Raw genomic sequence first — 17,565 nt, 5'->3', positions numbered from 1 at the left:
GGTGGCCCCCGGCCGGCTAAATCGCTTTCCATGCGCCCGCGTTGTCGGCGCGACGGCCCGGAGCCCCTCGCGGAGGTCCGTCTCCGGTACGACGCTCACGGAGGACCTCTCCGCTGTGGTCCTATCGGTGGTCGGGAGACCTCAATCCGGCCGAAGGTCCTCCGAAGTTCGGAGAACTGTCGGCCCGATGGCGAGCGTCCGCTTCGCGATAGTGGCGATCCGAAGGACGTACGAGAGGAGGACGAAGAACGGAATCGTCCCGATGGTTATGCCCGCGGAGACGAGCCACACGAGGTTATCGATGCCGAGCGTCGCCCCGGGAAACGTCGTCGCGTCGACGTAGAAGGGGACCGCATAGACGATGGTGAGCGCTGGTACGGCCGCGTATATCACTCGGCGCGAGAGGTCGACTAGCTCCCACTGGAAGTACATCGTCTTGATGTGTTCCCGGAGGGGACTGAAGAGCTCGAGCGTCGTGATGAGCTCTTCTAAGGTGTCCTCTATCTCCGGGGGGAATCGCCGTCGCCCTCGTGCTTGATTCGGCGGGCCTGGTAGATCTTCCAGGAATAGGTCAACTACCACACCCTACTTCGCTCACCCTGACGGGTTCGCTCGTGGAGGGTGGGGCTTGTCCATGAACTCGGCCTCGAACCCGTTCGGGTGGGCGGTGAATTCGCCACTCGGCGTTCACGAGAGCGGAGCTCTCGTGCAGCCCATCAGGTTTCTACGAAACCTGAGGACGTCACAGTTCCAGACTTTAGGGCAAGCTGACTGTTGCCCGTCCGCCGAGACGACTGTTGGCCCCGGCGGACATACCGCATCCCGATGTTCTTCGCCGCATTGTAGTCCGCGTTCGCTTCCGACTCGCACTTCTGACACTGGAAGTCGGTGCGAGTCGGGCGATTCTCGTCTGCCGTAAATCCACACTCGGCGCACCGTTTCGACGTATATGCCGACCCGACTTGCTTCACCGAGATACCTTCCGCTTCGGCCTTGTACTCCACTTGCTCGTAGAGCGTTCGGAACGCCCACTTGTGTCCCCACGACGCCCCTGTTCGGTCGCGAATATGCGTCAAGTCCTCGAACGCTATCACGTCGCACTCGTACCGTAGTGCTTCGTCTACGATGGCGTTCGACGCTCGGTGGAGTACGTCACGGACGTATCGTAGTTCGCGTCCACTCGACTGTTCGAGCGTTCGGTGGGCGCTTCTCGTCCCGGTCTGTTGGAGTCCGGCGCGTACCTTTTCGAACTCGCGGAGGTGGTGGGTTAGCTCCCGCCCGCTGAAGAAATAGGCGGTGCTGGTGACGGCGAGGTTTTCGATACCGAGGTCAACCCCGAGAACCGTTCCGTCCTCGGCGGTGTTCTGCTCGGTCTTGTTCTTAAGTCGGCGGAAGCCGATATGTAAGAAGTAGTCGCCGTCACGGGCGGTGAGTGTGCTTTCAGTGACGCTCCATTCATCCGAGTCGAGGTACTGTCGCTGGTAGCCATCGGTGTCCTCGGGTAAGGCAAGGTCGCATCGGACGCGACTCTCCGTGGTGGCGAGCGACACCGTGTCGTCGTCAAACAGCGTCATGGTCCGGGTGTCGTACTTCACCGTGGGTACGGTGAAAGTCGGCTTGCTAACCTTCTTTCCGTTGGCGCGGCGCTCGATACAGCCGGTGATGGCTTGTGAGGCTTGGTGCGTAGCGAGAATCGCATGTTGACTACCGAGGTCGGTGTGTTCGCGCACGTCGTCATATGCGAGGGGTTGTACGTCGCTCTTGGCGTTGCACTTCCCCCACGCCATATCCGTGGCGATTTGGCAACCACGCTTCCACTCAGAGATGGTTTCCTCAAGCAACTCGCGTTGCTCACCGTCCACCGAGAGGCGGGTGATTGCTGTTCGACGTACGTAGTCGTCTACCACAGTTTCAATGTAGTTGTATGGCTATTTATAGATTGGTGTTTGTATCCGATATGAACGCGCTCCTCCCCTCCCTACTCGCTCCCTTTGGTCGCTCGTTGAGGAAAGGGGCTTAGCGCCCTCAATTCAGCTAAGACGTAGAGGTAGTACTCGCTCTCCCCGGCGCGCTTTCGCATTTTGTTCGCGATTCTACGGCTCATCGTTCGTTCCGACGTTCGGTGGTCCGAAGGTTAAGGAGAGGGGTTCAGAGAGGGACGTGTCGGTCACGGTTCCGGGAAAGGGCAATACCGGAAGCGAAGCGGCGGTCAGCGAACGTACAGCGAGTAGAGGATGATGCCGAGACCGATGGCGGTCAGGGAACTGGAGACGAAGACGCTCGTGTAGATGAGGTCGCCGGCCGTGTACCGTTCGATGCCGAGGTCGAGGACGCCACCGAGCACCGCGCCGAGCGTGACGATACCGAAACCGGCGGTGAGCCACTTGTGTTCCGGTGATCCGGTCCTGCTGTAGGCCTTGTACGAGTAGTACGTGATGAGGCCGCCGATGATGAGGATGAGAGTCTGTGCGACGACGACACCGATCTGTGAGCCGGGGATATGTACCATGATTAGGTCTCCTTTCGGACCTCCGACCAGATGTTCTCGAGGCGCTGATCCGGGGTCCGCGCCCGGTGAGCGATCTCGACGTCGAAGGCGTTGTTCTCGTCGAGGAGGATGACGACTTCCTCGAAGTCGATGTCGTAGCGGCTGGCGTGTTGGCCGTCCGGTCGGACCTCCACGCCCTCGTAGAGGAGCGAGGACTCGGTGAGCAGTTCTAGCTTTCGATAGGTCGTCGAGAGGGGGACGCCGCTCTCGTCGGATATCTCGCTCGCCGTCATCGGTTCGTCGAGGACGCTGACGATGTCGCGACAGTCCTCGTCGTCCAAGGCGTCGAGAACTGTCGTCAGCTCGGGTGAGTCGTCGTCACCGAACGGGTTCCGGACCATCCTTGTCTGAAAGTCGACAGTCCCCGCTTTTAATGTCACCGACTCGTGGCATACGAGTTCGCTCGGGATATCGACCTCGCGGTGTCGGGGCGTTCGAGGGAGGAGATTACTAAACGGCCGGGCGGTTCCCAGATTCTGAGAACGGTTCTACCGGCGCGGGAACGCCCCTCTGGGGGTTTATGGGTAGCCTGTCTACGTCCACCTGTAATGAGTGAACGCATCGGTGCACCCGGTTCAGGTATCTCGCGTCGCGACTTCGTGAAGGCGTCCGGTCTCGGCGGCACGCTCGCGCTCGCGGGCTGTACGGCCCCCGGCTCTCCGAAGGAGTCGGTCGAGACGGGCGCGAACGCGAATGCCAACGCCGCCAGCAGCGACCTGCCGACCACGTCGCCGCCGGAGGTCGTCGACGTCGACGAGCAGGGCGGGAAAGTGACGCTCTCGTCGGTCCCCGCCCGTCACGACGCCCACCCCGGTGACTCGATGGGCGGCCCGGTCGAACTCCCGCAGGTGTGGGCGTTCAAGGCCGACGACGGGAACCCGAGCGTTCCGGGTCCGATCCTCCGGACGACGGAGGGCGAGGACATGGAAGTGACCCTCGACAACACGGACGGGATGCGCCCGCACACGATCCACTTCCACGCAGTCTCGAAGAAGTGGGAGGACGACGGCGTCCCGACGACGACGGGCGTCCGCGTCGACCCCGGCGACAGCCACACCTACACCATCCCCGCGAACGTGCCCGGGACGCACCTCTATCACTGCCACTACCAGACCCATCGCCACATCGACATGGGGATGTACGGCATCTTCCGCGTCGACCCGAAGGGGTACGAACCGGCCGACAAGGAGTACTTCATGACGCTGAAGGAGTGGGATTCCCGGCTCAACCGCCAGATGGCGGGGATGGACGCCACCTACAGCCCGCGCGATCGGAACCCGGACACGTTCACCATCAACGGGAAGTCTGCGCCGCACACGCTCCACCCCGAACAGGGGTCGCCCATCATCGTCGAACAGGGCGATACGGTCCGCCTCCACATGCTCAACGCGGGCTACATGGACCACCCGATGCACATTCATAACCACCGCTTCGAGGTGTCCCACAAGGACGGCGGCGAGATCCCCGACGTCGCCCGCCACGAGCAGGACGTCTGCTCGATTCCGCCCGCCGGTCGCCGGACCGTCGAGTTCACGGCCGACGCCGACCCCGGCATCTACCTCATGCACTGCCACAAGGTCAACCACGTCATGAACGGCACCGCCTACCCCGGCGGGATGCTGACCGGCCTCGTCTACAAGGAAGCGATGGGCACGGACATCTTCAAGAAGTTGATGGAGTACGCGGGATACGAAGGCTGAGCGGAAGGAAGCCTTCAAACAGAACGGCGCCCAATGGGAGCCGTGAGTAGCGAAGGCTGAGCGGAGGGAAGCCTTCAGAATATGCGAGTGGCGTAACCGCGAGCAGCGAGGGTTGAGCGGAGCGAAACTCTCGTTACAGACGAACGGGGAGCGAAGCGATCCGCGAGCCACGAAGGGTGTGAGCTGGACGGCCGACCATCGGTTCCCATCGGTAATGCGCGACTCTAGCTGCCATCGTCAGACTGCGTTTCGTCGGCATCGTTGTCGTCCTCGCCGTCTTCGAGCGCGTCGAGTACCGAAGGTAGTTGATGCTCGAAAGTCCACGACGTGACCCGGTAGACAGCGTACGCAAACACCAGCAGGAAGACGAGATCGAGTATGTACAGTTCGAGCAAGGCAAGTGGAGTGACGTCACTCAAGAGGAGATCGCCGGAGAGAATGAGAAATTCCAGAGTCAGGAGAACAAAGAAGGCCGGTGCAAAGATCACCAGTAGGCCGATGATAAGTAGTGACAGGCGAGTCTGTGAGTCTGACGAGACCATGCTAATTTTTGCCTCTCACGCTACAAATATCCGGTGACTGTCATATGTCGAGCGGTATACATCCCCGATTGTGAGCGGAGAGACGCCGGCCCGTATGCGCCCCGTATCTCGCACGCTGCTCCGGACGTAGCCTGTTTCGGGATGGAGTGCGTCGAACCGATGGGATCTTGACGGAGCCGATCCGCGGAATGAGCACGGCGACTGTCGGGAGCCGTGAGCAGCGAGGGCCGACCGCAGGGGCTTTCGGACGAACGAACAGGAGAGCGACGCCCGCGAATCGCCCGCCACGCGTACCGAGTTGCTTTTGGCCCGTCCCCCAATAGGGAGAGTCGTGCTGTCGGTCGAGCTACACACGCATTCCGCGCTCTCTCACGACGGCCGAGACTCCGTCGAACTGCTGTTAGAGCAAGCGAGCGGTATCGGCCTGGACGCGCTCGCCATCACCGACCACGACGAGATCGGGGCGAGCCAGCGGGCGGCCGAACTCGCGCCGGAGTACGGCATCGTCGGTATCACTGGAATGGAGGTCACGTCCACCGCCGGTCACGTCCTCGCGCTGGGGATCGACGAGGCGGTTCCGGCCGGGCTCTCCTTCGCCGAGACGCTCGACCGCATCCGCGAACAGGGCGGCCTCGCCGTCGTCCCACATCCCTTTCAGGAGTCCCGCCACGGCGTGCTCGAACACATCTCGAAGGACGAACTCGCCGAGGCCGACGCCATCGAGGTGTACAACTCCCGGCTGCTGACCGGCCGCTCGAACCGACAGGCCGAGCGGTTCGCGCGCCGCCGGGGGCTGCCGATGACCGCCGGGAGCGACGCCCACATCGCCGAGATGGTTGGCCAGGCGGTGACGAAAGTCGACGCCGACGAGCACTCCGTCGAGGCCATCTTAGACGCCATCCGAGCGGGCCGAACGACCGTCGAGGGCGAGCGAACGCCGTGGCGCATCAGCTTCCGGCAGGCCGCCGGCGGGGCCAAGCGCCGCGTTCAGAGCCGTATCGGGAGATTTCTGGGCTGAGCGATGCAGGGTGCCGACGAGCGCGTCGTCCGCGAGGCCGTCGAGAGCGGCGACGCGCTTCCGGGCGGGGGCGGTTTCGCCGGAGAGCTGGACGGGGCGCTCATCCGCGACGTACTGGGGCGGTATCCGCTGTACGCCGAGCGGGGAGTCTCGGACCCTGTGGACGCGTGGAGTCACGACCCGACGGCGCTCGAAGACCCGGTGTCCGTTCCGGCGGGCCACGCGTGGGACGCCGGCGGACGACGAAAACTCTGGACTCTGCCTGACCCCGACCCCTTCGCGGACCGAGAGACCGCCGTCGAGTCGGTTCGAAACGCCGTCGAGACGAGCGTCGATGCCGCGGACGCCGACGGTCTCGCTATCGCCTTCTCCGGCGGCCTCGATTCTGCGTTGCTGGCGGCCCGCCTCGACGCGCCGCTGTACGTCGCCGGCTTCCCGGAGAGTCACGATATCGAGGCCGCCCGGTCGGCCGCCGACCTGCTGGACCGCGAGCTACGGGTCGTGGAGTTGACCCACGCCGCCATCGAGCGAGCGGTCCCCGAGATCGCCGCCGCGACGGGGCGGACGAACGCGATGGCCGTCCAGATCGCCCTGCCGCTATATCTGACCGCCGAACGGGTCGCGTCGGACGGGTTCTCCCGACTCGCGCTCGGACAGGGCGCGGACGAGCTGTTCGGCGGGTACGCGAAGGTGGCGAAAGCGCCCGAAGACCCCCGCGTCGAGGCCGAGACGGTTCGCGGCGCACAGAGAGAGGTACTCGAAACGCTCCCCGAGCAACTCCCGCGGGACGTGTTGGCGTTGCGAGCAGCGGGCGTCGAACCGGTCACGCCGTTGCTCCACGACCGGGTGGTGTCGGCGGCGCTCCGCCTCGACGACGGGATGCTGGTCGACGGCGAGACGCGCAAGTGGGCGCTCCGGAGAGCAGCGCGTCACTCCCTGCCGGACGCGATCTCGACCCGAGAGAAGAAAGCCGCGCAGTACGGGTCGCTGGCCTCGCGGGAACTGGACCGACTGGCCCGACAGGCCGGATACAAGCGGCGGATGGACGACCACGTCACGCGGTACGTCGAGTCGCTGGTCGAGTGACTACTCCGCGGACGCGCCGCGGCCGGTCACGGCGACCGGTCGCTCGGAGTCGAGGATGACGGCCTGACTCACGCTCCCGAAGACGAGCGCGCCCAGCGGCGAGCGCTTGCGCCCGCCGAGGACGATCATATCGACGTCGAGTTCCTCGGCGACGGCGATTATCTGCCTCTCCGGGTCGCCGTGGCCGGAACGAGCGTTCGCGGTGACGCCGGCTTCCAGCAGCTCCTCCATCACTACCTTTCCGGCGCTCGTCTGTTCGACGGCGGTCTTCTCCGCGGTTTCCTCGTCTCCGAAGACGTGCAAGACCGTTGCCGTCACCGACTCCTCGGCGTGAGGGAGTCCGACCGTCGCAGCCACTTGGGCTCGTGCCCGTTCCTCGCTGTTGTCGAGGGGGAGCAAGACGTGGTACATAGCGTCGAGGAGACGACCGTCGTGCGATTAGTTACCACCCACTTACCCGCGCGTCGGGAGTGCCCCGCCGAGGCGAACGCGACACACCGCTCGGTCGCCGCCGGCAGCGGTGGGGCCAGACCCCTAAGCATAATTACTACTTACTTCGATTAGGTGTGGTATGGGGTACGCTTCGCGGGTCATCGACCGCGTCGGTGGGCGACGGTTACTCTTGGGTCTCGGTGGACTCTATGTCCTCGTCGCCGCGGTTTTCCCCGCTACGTTTCTCCTCGGTGACAGAACCGCGAACTCGGTCGGTATCATCTCCGTTCTCACGGGTGCGGCCGGTCTCGCCCTCTTTTACGGCGGCTATCGGCTCCCGCGAACCGACATCCGAGCCGACCTCTACGCCGACGTCGCGGAGTGGAGTGTTCGGGGTATCGGGGCCATGCTCGCCATCCTCGGGTTCATACAGTTAGTAGCCGGTCTCAACGACGTTGCCGCGAACGTTCTCGTCCTCACGTCGCTCGCGGGTCTCGCCGGGTTCGGGATGGGCAACCACGATGCGCGAGCGAAGACCCGGGCGTTAGTCGCGGAGGAGCGACGGCGCGAGGCCGAACGCTACGGCCGGGAACTCGAACGCTACCACACTATCGTCGAGACGGTCAACGACGGCATCTACGTCGCCGACTGCGACGACCGGTTCACGCTCGTCAACGGGGCGTACGCCGACATGACCGGCTACGACCGCGAGGAACTCGTCGGCTCACCGGTTTCGCTCGTCCTGGACGAAACGTCCGTGACGGCGGAGATTCGGGACGATCTGGAAGCCGACATCGCCGGGCGGCAGACCTACACCGCGACGATGCGGACGGCGGGCGGTGAGCGGAGAGACATCGAGGCGAACGTCGCGCGGCTGCCCGGGACGGACGGCGGCCCGTACGACAGGGTCGGCGTGGTCCGGGACGTCACCGAACGCAACGAGCGCGAACGGCGGCTCGAGGAACAGAACGAGCGACTGGACAGCTTCGCCGGGATGCTCGCCCACGAGCTGCGAAACCCGGTCAATATCGGGCAGATATACTCGAAACGGCTCCCGCGGGAGACGAACCCCGAGGCCGTCGGGTACGTCGCGGAAGCGTTCGACCGCATCGACAACATGATCGACGTCATGCTGGTCGTGACGCGGGGGCGAGAGGCGATCTCGTCTCCCTCGTCGGTATCGCTCGCCGCCGTCGCCGAGGCCGCGTGGGACGAGGTGGCCACACCCGACGCGACGCTCACGGTGGCGGTCGAGAGGACGATACGGGCCGACGAGACGTACGTTCGCCACCTGTTTCGGAACCTCTTCGAGAATAGTGTCGAACACGGAGGGAGTGACGCCACCGTCACCGTGGGCGGTTTGCCGACCGGTTTCTACGTCGAGGACGACGGGTCCGGTATCTCCGCCGACTTCCGGGAGCGGGTGTTCGAGACGGGGTACACGACGGCGAGCGAGCGCGGCGGGATGGGGTTAGGGCTGACGTTCGTCCGCGAGATGGCCGACGTCTACGACTGGACGTGTACGGTGACCGAGAGCGAGCGCGGCGGCGCGCGCTTCGAGTTCGAGAACGTGGCCGTCGCCGAGAGCGTCGCCGAGTAGCGCCGCTGTCTCGGACGACCGTGTCTAGAGGGGACGCTCATCTCGATATTCACGGCGGCGGAACGGAGAAGATGCCGCTTCGACCGCGTTTAGGGGTGGACGCTGTCCTCGGCTTCGAGCAGTTCGTGGTAGCGGTTGCGGATGGTGACTTCGGAGATGTTGGCAACTTCGCTCACCTCGTTCTGCGTGACCTTCTCGTTGGTCAACAGCGAGGCGGCGTACACCGCGGCGGCGGCGAGGCCGACCGGCGATTTCCCGGAGTGGACGCCCTCCTCTTTCGCGTTCTTGAGGAGCTGGCGGGCCCGGCGCTCGACTTCCTCGGAGAGCTCGAGGTCCGAGGAGAACCGCGGAACGTAGCTCTCGGGGTCCGCGGGCTGGATCTCGAGGCTCAGTTCCCGGACGACGTAGCGGTAGGTCCGGGCGATCTCGTCCTTCCCGACCCGGGAGACGTTGGCGATCTCGTCGAGCGACCGGGGCGTCCCGGCCTGCCGAGCGGCGGCGTACAGCGACGCCGTCGAGACCCCCTCGATAGAGCGGCCCGGCAGCAGGTCCTCGTCCAGCGCTCGGCGGTAGATGACCGAGGCGGTCTCGCGGACGTTCTCGGGGAGCCCGAGCGCGCTCGCCATGCGGTCGATCTCGCCCAGCGCCTGCTTGAGGTTGCGCTCCTTGGAGTCGCGCGTGCGGAACCGCTCGTTCCAGGTCCGCAGGCGCTGCATCTTCTCGCGCTGGCGCGAGGACAGGGAGTTGCCGTAGGCGTCCTTGTCTTGCCAGCCGATGTTGGTCGAGAGACCCTTGTCGTGCATCATGTTCGTCGTCGGCGCGCCGACGCGGGACTTCTCGTCTTTCTCCTTGGAGTCGAACGCTCGCCACTCCGGACCGGGGTCAATCTCGTCTTCCTCGACGACTAGCCCGCAGTCCTCACAGACCGTCTCGCCGCGCTCGCTGTCGGAGACCAGAGAACCGCCACACTCGGGACAGACGGCGGTCTCCTCGTCCGCTGTCTGTTCCTCCTCGGTTTCGCGCTCACTCGTGTATCGACGGATGGTGGTGTCAGTCATTGGTGGGGACAGCCGGGTCTGTCGAACCCGAAAAACGCTCTCTGTGCTCTTTTGTTGTAGGGTGAGCGACTTAAATCCTTTGCTTGCATTGCAAGCCAATCTTGGCGTTTCGGAAAGCTACTTTTCCTATACTAAATGCAATACTGTGAATAGATGAACTGTCCCCAACAGTTTGGCCGCAAGTTTCGAAACGCTTACCGCTGGGCCACTACTCCGGCCGGACATGAGCGACAACGCCGTCGAACCCAGCGAGGTCCGACACGTCGCCGATCTCGCCCGCGTCGACCTCGACGACGCGGAGGTCGAGCGGTTCACCGAGCAGTTCGGTGAGATCCTGGCCGCCTTCGAGGCCCTGGACGAGGTGCCGGAGACCGATCGCGAGACCGAGCTGACGAACGTGATGCGCCCCGACGAGATCCGAGAGGGGCTGACACAGGAGGAGGCGCTCCGGAACGCGCCCGAATCGGAGGCGGGGCAGTTCAAGGGGCCGAAGGTGTCGTGAGATGACCGACTACAACGGCTACATCGCCACCGAGACGATCGAGGGCGACGACGACGGCCCGCTCGCCGGCCGCACGGTCGCGGTCAAGGACAACATCTCGACCGAGGGCGTCCGCACCACCTGCGGGTCGGAGATGCTCGAGGACTACGTCCCGCCGTACGACGCGACGGTCGTCAGCCGGCTGAAAGCGGCCGGCGCGACCATCCCCGGGAAGACGAACATGGACGAGTTCGGCATGGGGACCACCACGGAGACCTCGGCGTTCGGAGCCGTCGAGAACCCCGTCGCTGAAGGTCGGGTTCCCGGCGGGTCCTCGGGCGGGTCGGCGGCCGTCGTCGCGGCCGGCGACGCCGACATGGCGCTGGGCAGCGACACCGGCGGGTCGATCCGCTGTCCCGCCGCCTTCTGCGGCGTCGTCGGCATCAAGCCCACGTACGGACTGGTCTCGCGCTACGGTCTCGTCGCCTACGCCAACAGCCTCGAACAGATCGGCCCGATCGCGCCCTCGGTCGAGGAGGCGGCCGAACTGCTCGACGTCATCGCCGGCCCGGACGAGCGCGACGGCACCACGCGGGAAGCGCCCGCTGCCGGCGAGGAGTACGCCGAAGCGGCCGACGGCGACGTCGACGGCCTCTCCATCGGCGTCCCGACCGAACTCGTCGAGGGGGCCGACGAGGCCGTCGTCGAGACGTTCTGGGACGCGATAGCCGACCTCGAATCGCGGGGCGCGACCTACCACGAGGTCGACCTCCCGAGCGTCGAACACGCCGTCGAGGCGTACTACGTCATCGCTATGTCCGAAGCGTCCTCGAACCTCGCGCGGTTCGACGGTGTCCGGTACGGCAAATCGGGCGGCTACGACGGCAACTGGAACGAGTCGTTCGCCGACGCCCGCGAGGAGGGCTTCGGCGAGGAGGTCAAACGACGGGTCCTGCTGGGGACGTACGCGCTCTCGGCGGGCTATCACGATAAGTACTACAAGAAGGCACAGGACGCCCGCGCGTGGGTCAAACGGGACTTCGACGAGGCGCTCTCCGACGCCGACGTGCTGGCCTCCCCGACGATGCCCGTGCCGCCGATGAAACGCGGCGAGAGCTTAGAGGACCCGCTGACGATGTACCTCGCCGACGCCAACACGACGCCGGTCAACCTCGCCAACCTCCCCGCGATCTCCGTGCCCGCGGGCGAGACGAGCGACGGACTGCCGGTCGGTCTCCAACTGGTCGGTCCGGCCTTCGACGAGGAGACGATTATCCGGGCCGGAAGCGCGCTCGCGTAGGACTGTTCCGCCGTCAGTCCGTCACTTTGGTCGGCGCGCTGACCGACGACACGGTTTACGTACTGGCGGCCGTCGAGCCTCTATGGCAGACGACGACGGACCCTTGGGATGGATTCACTGGCCGACGATGCTGAAAGCCACCGTCGCGGGCGTCGGCATCGGGATGATCCTCGCGCTGGTGGTACAGGACTTCGTCTTCGGCGTCCTGTTCGGCCTGGTAAACGGCGTCGCGTTCGGTATCGGTCACTCGTACACCCGGTCGTGACGACCCGACGCCGTTTCACCGAGAGGTACGACCTAGTCATCTAGGCTATACTCTTACCGGTGACGCTGACAATACATCGTACAGGTGCCGGTGGACTCTGGCACACGTTCAGTCAATAATCCATGTCGAACACAACAGTGCAGTCAGACGGGTGGAGTGAGCTAGCTCACCTCTCTGCGAACGAGCGGTATCTCCTCTTGGCGTCCGACCGACGGCGCGTCCTCTTAGACGCCCTCAAAGAGACGACGGTACCGACCGCCCTCTCCTCGCTGGCGACGGAAGTCGCGGCCCGTGAAGAGGGGGTCGACGCGGGCGACGACGAGGCGGTGGAGCGAGTCGCCGTCACGCTGCATCACAACCACCTGCCGCGGATGGAGGACGCCGACCTCCTCCGTTACGACGCGACGACGAACTGCGTCGTCGCCGAGAACGTCTCGCCAGAATGAGCCCGAGAGGGCGCGCGCGGTAGCGTGCGCTCGCTCGGCGGCGGCCGCTACAGGACGCGTTCGTAGACGCTTCCCAGTCGGTCGACGGCGTGCTCGACGCTCACCGATTCCCGGCGAGCGAGGCAGTTCTCGCGGAGCCGGTCGCGCTCGTCGAGAGCCCGCTCGATCGCTTCGCGGAACCGGCCCACGTCGCCTTCGGGGTAGGTGTAGCCGGTCTCGCCCTCGTCGACGGTGTCACTGAGCGCGCCGGCGTCGACGGCGGCGACGGGGGTACCACAGCAGTTGGCCTCGAGCGCGACCAACCCCTGGGTCTCCACGGGACTCGGGAAGGCGAACACGTCGAGGGCCGCGTACAACTGGGGCAGTTCCTCGCGGTCGAGGAACCCCAGAAACCGGGCGTCGAGGTCCATCTCGGCGGCTCTCGCTTCGAGCGATTCCCTGGCCGGGCCGTCGCCGCCGAAGACGACGGTCACGTCCAGTCCGTCACAGGCCGTGAGGATGTCGTCGAGACACTTCTCGTGACCATGACGGCCGGTGTACCCCACCAGCGGGCCGTCGGGGAGGTCGTGGCGCTCTCGGAACGCCGCCGTCTCGACCGGCTCGAAGAAGTCGATGTCGACGCCGTTGGAGATGATCTCGACGGCGGCGTCGGTCCCGACCGTCTCGCGGACGTGGGACGCGGCGCGGTCGCTGGGGGCGACGATGACGTCGGCGCGGTCGAGGAACCAGCGCTCGTAGTGTTCGGCGCTCGACTGGACCGCGGATTCGACGGTGCCGTTCGAGGAGAGGTACTCGGCGTACTCGCCGGTCGGCGTGTGATAGGATACCACGAGCGGCGCGTCGAGCCTGCGAGCGAGTCGCTGCCCCGCCATCCCGAGGCTAAAGGGCGTGTGAGCGTGGACGAGGTCGGCCCCCTCGACGGCGTCGGGGATCTGGGGCATCCCCAGTCGGTACCCCTCGTAGAACGGGAACGGGAGGCTCCGGACCGGGTACTCGCCCGGTTCGGGGTCGTGGTCGCTCCGGGGATAGACCACGTCCATGCGGCCGCCGCGGGCGTTCCAGCGGTCCCGCCACGTCTTGACCGTGTAGGTCACGCCGTTGACGGTCGGCAGATACGTGTCGGTGAACGCGGCCACCTGCGGCAGTGCCATCGCCGCGGCGTAATCAGACCAGCGGGTAAACCCTTGCTATTGGCCGCCGTCGCCCGCCCGAGCGCGCGCCGTCGGAGTATTTTTCAAGTCTCCCGGTGAGCAACGTCTCATGACGTCGGATCGGTGGCTCTACGCGTGGGCGCTGGGCTCTGTCGCGCTCGGAGCCGCGTCGCTGCTCGTGCCGCTGTACTTCGTCGCCATCGGCGGCAGTACGCTGTTGCTCGGCGTCCTCGCGGGCGTCGCCGCCGCGGCGGGCGCGCCCGGTGCCATCCTCTTCGGCCGGGTCGCCGACCGAACCGGCAAGCGACGGTCGCTCGTCCTCGTCGCGTTGGCGCTGGCGGCGGGGGCGACGGCGCTCGTCTCGCTGTCCGAACAGCAGTGGCTGGTGATCGCCGGGAACGGCCTCCTGTGGTTCGCCGCGGGCGCGGTCGCGCCGGTGCTGACGCTCCTGGTCACCGTCGGGTCGCCCGAACGGGACTGGCCGAAGCGGTTCGCCACGCTCAACCGGTATCAGGGGTGGGGGTGGGCCGGCGGGCTCGTCCTCGGGCTGGCGTGGACCGCGCTCCTCTCGGGACCGCTCGGGACCGAGTTCGCCCAGCGGACGCTCCTGTGGGTCTGTGCGGGCGTCCTCGTCGCGGCGGCGCTGTCGGCGACGGCGTGGCTCCCCGTCGAGACGGCCGCCCTCGACCGGCCGCGCCGGAACCGCCTCGCCGACGCGATCGCCCGCTCGCGTCGCCTTCCGGTTCGAAGCGCGACCTTCCCCGTCGGCCCGGGACGGATCTACTGGCTCACTCGGTCGCTCCGTCCCCGCGCGTTCGCCGATAGGCTCACCCCGGCACTGTCGCTGTACTTCGGGGCCGTCGCCTGCTTCTTCGCCGGGTTCGGCGTGTTCTGGGGGCCGCTGCCGTCGTATCTCTCGACGACGCTGGGCTACGACTCGGGCGCCGTCTTCGCGCTGTACCTGGTCTCCAGCCTCGGATCGGCCGTGTGTTACGGCGCGTCGGGCCGTCTCGCCGAGCGGTACGACGTGACCGGCCTCCAGACGGGCGGCCTGCTGGTTCGTGCCGTCCTCCATCCGGCCGTGGCGCTCGTCGTCGGGCTCTTCCCGGTGGCGGCGCTCGGACTCGCGGTCAACGGCGTCGTCTTCGTCGGTATCGGCGTCGCGTGGGCAGTCATCGCCGTCACGGCTGCCAGCATCGTGACCCGACTGGCACCGCCGCCTATCCGCGGGCAGGCCCTCGGTCTCTACACGGCGCTGTCCGGGCTGGCGAGCGGCGTCGGCTCGGTGGCGGGCGGCTGGCTGGCCGGCTATGGGTTCGCGCTGACGTTCGGCGTCGCCGGCGGAATAGTCTTCGTCGGTGCCGCGCTGGTCGCCGTCGTCTGGTGGCGATCCCCGCGAGCGACGGCGGAGGGCGTCGCCGCCGCCGATTGATCACTCGGCGGCCGTCGCCGTCGGCAGCCGCGCTTCCCGGATGGACAGTCGCGTCCAGTAGACCGCCCCATCGTAGCCGACGAGATATCGCCCGTTGAGGTCGTCCTCGCCGGTTCCATCGAGCGCGTGGGCCTGCTTCTGGTCGCGGAACCGCTCGATGAGCGAGCGAACGGCGTCGGGAACGGTCTCGTCGGGTCCGACCGAATACCCCCTCTCGGTCGAGATCGCGGCCTCGACGACCTCCCGCTGTGCCGACGTCAGGTCGGTTAGTTCGAACGCGACCGCCTCACGCATTCGCCGACCGTACTCGGCGACCGTCGCCACCTCTTCGACCGCGTACTCGTAGGCGTACAGCGGCGCGTCGTAGCTGTCGTCTACGGCCCACTCGGCTTTCGAACCGCTCTCCCAGACGATGGCCTCGTACTCCGATTCGGGGACCAGTACCGACGCCTCGGTCTCTGCGTCGGTGTAGTGAAACGCCGTCCCGACGCCGACGGGGTCGCCGTCGGCCAATCCCTTCGCGGCGAACCGCTCGCGGTCGACGGCCGGGAGGGCGGAAAACCCGACCGACCGCGAGTCGGTAACGGTCTCTTGGGGGATATCGACCCGCACGGAGTACGTCGTCCCCGGCGTCGTCTCGACGACTTCGTGGTCGAGGACGTACACCGCGTCCCGGTAGTTAATGTGACGGCCTTCGGGAAGCGGCGGCCGAGTCCGCTCGACGGTCGCTCCGCCGTCCAGGATGCGGTCGAGAAGTTCGGCGCGGTCCTCGCTCTCGTCCACCGAGTAGGTGACGCGCTCGGCGAGGGCGACGTCTTCGACCGGCGTCATCGCTATTCGAGCGGCGGGCAGTTCCGCGACGCCGTACGCGGCGTCGTTACCAGAGGCCGCGCCACCGGAGAGACAGCCGGCGGCGGCTGTCGGCAGGAGGGACCCGGCGGTGGCCAAGAAACGGCGGCGGTCCATAGTCGCCCTGTGAGCAGCGACACGGTAATAGCGCTCGGACGCTCAAACCGGGCTTTGATCGACTCCGCACACGTCCTCGTACGCCGCGACCAACTGTTCGCCGACGCGGTCGAGTCCGTGTTCGCGGGCCGTCTCCTTCGCGTTCTCGCCCAAGCGCTCCCGGAGCTCGGGGTCGTCTTCAAGGCGTTTCAGCGCCGCCTCGAACTCGGCTTCGTCCTCGCAGATGAGGCAGTCGTGGCCGTCTTCGTAGTACTCGCGGAAGACGGGAATGTCGGAGAGGACGACGGCCTTCCCGCAGGCCATCGCCTCTAAGACGACGATCCCCTGATTCTCGACCTTCGAGGGAAAGAGGAAGACGTCGCCCGCGCCGTACGCTCCGCGGATGTCCTCGACCCACCCGGTGAACGTCACGTTCTCGGGCGGATCCGAGGTCCAGCGCCTGACGGCTTTCGACCCGTGCGGTCCGTCGTCGTAGGTCCCGAACCAGGCGAAGTCGTAGTCGGTCCGCTGTGCGAGTTCACAGAACGTCGTCAGCCCCTTGCGCTCGAAGACGCTGCCGACGGCGAAGACGGTCATCCCGTCCAAATCGTAGCGCTCGCGGTACTCCTCGCGGAACGACTCGAATCCGGTGAGGGGGTCCGCATCGACGCCGTTCGTGACCGGGCGAACTGGCGCGTCGACGGGATACGATTCGAGGACGCCTTTCGTGTACTCGGAGGGACAGAGGACGAGGTCGGCCTGCGAGTAGAACCACTCGAGGTACTCGCCGAGCGCCGGAGCCACGAGATTCGAGCCTCGGAAACTCCCCGCGAAATCCTCGCGGGTGACGTGGGCGTGGAGGACGAGGGGAATGCCGTTGCGGTTCGCGTGCCGGGCGACGGCGACCGACCCCGGCCCGATCATGTTGCAGTGAGCGACGTCGTACTCCCGGAAGATCGGGTCGTCGAAGGCGAGGTTGCCCCCGAGCGCCCACGCGGGGTGACCGTCGGCCCACGGCGTCGTGAGCACGGAGACGTCGGTATCGGCGAGCGCCCGTCGCTGGTGGGCGACCGACGTAGCGATGCCCGACCGCTCTAACTGGTCGGCGAGTTCGAGGTAGTTCAGGACGCGCACGCCCGGCCCGACCGCCGCCGCGAGCAAAACTGTACCGACTCCGGCGCCGCGGGTTTCGCGGTTCGGAAGGGGTTTCCGCATTCGGGTCGCAGTACCGGCGATGCCCGACGAGACGACCATCGCCCGGGAGCGCATCGACCGCCTCCGCGCGATGGCCCGCGAAGCGGTCGGCGAGGGCCGCGAGGACCGCGCCCGCGAGTACGTCCGCACGGCGCGGCGCATCGCCGAACGCCACCGACTCCGCCTCCCGCGAGAGTTCGAACGGTCTATCTGCCGCTCCTGCGATACGTTTCTCGTCCCCGGCCGAAACGCCCGCGTCCGGACCCAGTCCGGTCACGTCGTCGTCACCTGTTCCTGCGGCGAACACTCCCGATACCCGTACCGCTGAGTGGTTTCCGTGACTGTTGGTTTTATGGGTCCCACGGAC

18 protein-coding genes and 2 pseudogenes are annotated in these 17,565 nt (G+C 66.3%); 10 read left to right on the top strand and 10 right to left on the bottom strand.

The genetic code is table 11. The features are described from left to right. Nucleotides 1-141: 141 nt before the first annotated feature. The 4 genes and pseudogenes from EGH23_RS06960 to EGH23_RS06945 all read right to left on the bottom strand — a co-directional run bounded on the left by EGH23_RS06960 (nt 142) and on the right by EGH23_RS06945 (nt 2,889). On the bottom strand, nt 142-582 hold the full coding sequence (locus tag EGH23_RS06960) for a DUF7972 family membrane protein (RefSeq protein WP_220579297.1): 441 nt from the start codon (nt 580-582) through the stop codon (nt 142-144). A gap of 12 nt (nt 583-594) precedes the next feature. Beyond that, nucleotides 595-1,907, bottom strand: a pseudogene (locus EGH23_RS06955) (RNA-guided endonuclease InsQ/TnpB family protein). A gap of 302 nt (nt 1,908-2,209) precedes the next feature. Next, entirely contained in the window at nt 2,210-2,509 is a 300-nt protein-coding gene (locus EGH23_RS06950; RefSeq protein ID WP_220579296.1) for a DUF7521 family protein, read from the bottom strand. A 2-nt stretch (nt 2,510-2,511) separates the two neighbouring features. Next, complete coding sequence (locus EGH23_RS06945) at nt 2,512-2,889, bottom strand: winged helix-turn-helix domain-containing protein (RefSeq protein ID WP_162319077.1); 378 nt, start codon at nt 2,887-2,889, stop codon at nt 2,512-2,514. 207 nt (nt 2,890-3,096) lie between these two features. Here EGH23_RS06945 and EGH23_RS06940 point away from each other — a divergent pair, with 207 nt between their 5' ends. Beyond that, a complete protein-coding gene (locus tag EGH23_RS06940; RefSeq protein WP_220579295.1) occupies nt 3,097-4,248 on the top strand; it encodes a multicopper oxidase domain-containing protein in 1,152 nt (383 codons plus the stop codon). A gap of 224 nt (nt 4,249-4,472) precedes the next feature. Here EGH23_RS06940 and EGH23_RS06935 read toward each other — a convergent pair whose 3' ends face one another. Beyond that, the gene (locus EGH23_RS06935; RefSeq protein ID WP_220579294.1) at nt 4,473-4,790 is read right to left on the bottom strand and encodes a hypothetical protein; all 318 of its coding nucleotides are present in this window, start codon (nt 4,788-4,790) and stop codon (nt 4,473-4,475) included. A gap of 331 nt (nt 4,791-5,121) precedes the next feature. Between EGH23_RS06935 and EGH23_RS06930 the strand changes: the two genes are divergently transcribed. Together EGH23_RS06930 and EGH23_RS06925 are read left to right on the top strand one after the other, a co-directional pair. Continuing rightward, nucleotides 5,122-5,808, top strand: a complete 687-nt coding sequence (locus EGH23_RS06930) for a PHP domain-containing protein (RefSeq protein WP_220579293.1) — start codon at nt 5,122-5,124, stop codon at nt 5,806-5,808. A 3-nt stretch (nt 5,809-5,811) separates the two neighbouring features. Continuing rightward, entirely contained in the window at nt 5,812-6,894 is a 1,083-nt protein-coding gene (locus tag EGH23_RS06925; protein ID WP_220579292.1) for an asparagine synthase C-terminal domain-containing protein, read from the top strand. Here EGH23_RS06925 and EGH23_RS06920 read toward each other — a convergent pair whose 3' ends face one another. Continuing rightward, nucleotides 6,895-7,305 carry a universal stress protein gene (locus EGH23_RS06920; RefSeq protein ID WP_220579291.1) on the bottom strand — a complete coding sequence of 137 codons (411 nt, stop codon included), beginning with the start codon at nt 7,303-7,305 and terminating at the stop codon, nt 6,895-6,897. 160 nt (nt 7,306-7,465) lie between these two features. Between EGH23_RS06920 and EGH23_RS06915 the strand changes: the two genes are divergently transcribed. Next, nucleotides 7,466-8,926 carry a PAS domain S-box protein gene (locus tag EGH23_RS06915; protein ID WP_220579290.1) on the top strand — a complete coding sequence of 487 codons (1,461 nt, stop codon included), beginning with the start codon at nt 7,466-7,468 and terminating at the stop codon, nt 8,924-8,926. A gap of 89 nt (nt 8,927-9,015) precedes the next feature. Here the strand turns inward: EGH23_RS06915 and EGH23_RS06910 are convergent, their stop codons facing one another. Beyond that, nucleotides 9,016-9,984: a transcription initiation factor IIB gene (locus EGH23_RS06910; protein WP_220579289.1), complete on the bottom strand. Its 969-nt coding sequence runs from the start codon at nt 9,982-9,984 to the stop codon at nt 9,016-9,018. 223 nt (nt 9,985-10,207) lie between these two features. Between EGH23_RS06910 and gatC the strand changes: the two genes are divergently transcribed. The 4 genes from gatC (at nt 10,208) to EGH23_RS06890 (ending at nt 12,476) form a co-directional block, all read left to right on the top strand. Further along, entirely contained in the window at nt 10,208-10,486 is a 279-nt protein-coding gene (gene gatC, locus EGH23_RS06905; RefSeq protein WP_220579288.1) for an Asp-tRNA(Asn)/Glu-tRNA(Gln) amidotransferase subunit GatC, read from the top strand. 1 nt (nt 10,487) lies between these two features. Beyond that, a complete protein-coding gene (gatA, locus tag EGH23_RS06900) occupies nt 10,488-11,765 on the top strand; it encodes an Asp-tRNA(Asn)/Glu-tRNA(Gln) amidotransferase subunit GatA (RefSeq protein WP_220579287.1) in 1,278 nt (425 codons plus the stop codon). Between the two features lie 82 nt (nt 11,766-11,847). Beyond that, nucleotides 11,848-12,030 (top strand): hypothetical protein, encoded by a 183-nt coding sequence (locus EGH23_RS06895; RefSeq protein WP_220579286.1) that lies wholly within the window; start codon nt 11,848-11,850, stop codon nt 12,028-12,030. A gap of 122 nt (nt 12,031-12,152) precedes the next feature. Next, a complete protein-coding gene (locus EGH23_RS06890; protein ID WP_220579285.1) occupies nt 12,153-12,476 on the top strand; it encodes a DUF7344 domain-containing protein in 324 nt (107 codons plus the stop codon). A gap of 47 nt (nt 12,477-12,523) precedes the next feature. Here the strand turns inward: EGH23_RS06890 and EGH23_RS06885 are convergent, their stop codons facing one another. Then, nucleotides 12,524-13,627 (bottom strand): glycosyltransferase family 4 protein, encoded by a 1,104-nt coding sequence (locus tag EGH23_RS06885; RefSeq protein ID WP_220579284.1) that lies wholly within the window; start codon nt 13,625-13,627, stop codon nt 12,524-12,526. Nucleotides 13,628-13,727: 100 nt separating this feature from the next. Between EGH23_RS06885 and EGH23_RS06880 the strand changes: the two are divergent. Then, nucleotides 13,728-15,059, top strand: a pseudogene (locus tag EGH23_RS06880) (MFS transporter); the annotation flags it as partial. Here EGH23_RS06880 and EGH23_RS06875 read toward each other — a convergent pair. Together EGH23_RS06875 and EGH23_RS06870 are read right to left on the bottom strand one after the other, a co-directional pair. Further along, nucleotides 15,060-16,025, bottom strand: coding sequence for a hypothetical protein (locus tag EGH23_RS06875; protein WP_220579282.1), 966 nt, complete (start codon nt 16,023-16,025; stop codon nt 15,060-15,062). It abuts the pseudogene before it with no gap. Nucleotides 16,026-16,067: 42 nt separating this feature from the next. Continuing rightward, nucleotides 16,068-17,138, bottom strand: a complete 1,071-nt coding sequence (locus EGH23_RS06870) for a glycosyltransferase family 4 protein (RefSeq protein ID WP_220579835.1) — start codon at nt 17,136-17,138, stop codon at nt 16,068-16,070. 100 nt (nt 17,139-17,238) lie between these two features. Between EGH23_RS06870 and EGH23_RS06865 the strand changes: the two genes are divergently transcribed. After that, nucleotides 17,239-17,526 (top strand): ribonuclease P protein component 4, encoded by a 288-nt coding sequence (locus EGH23_RS06865; protein WP_220579281.1) that lies wholly within the window; start codon nt 17,239-17,241, stop codon nt 17,524-17,526. The last annotated feature ends 39 nt before the right edge of the window (nt 17,527-17,565 follow it).

The sequence above is a fragment of the Haloarcula nitratireducens genome, assembly GCF_019599505.1.
Note: the sequence above shows the minus strand (reverse complement) of the source record. Positions and strands in the feature narration are given on the sequence as shown.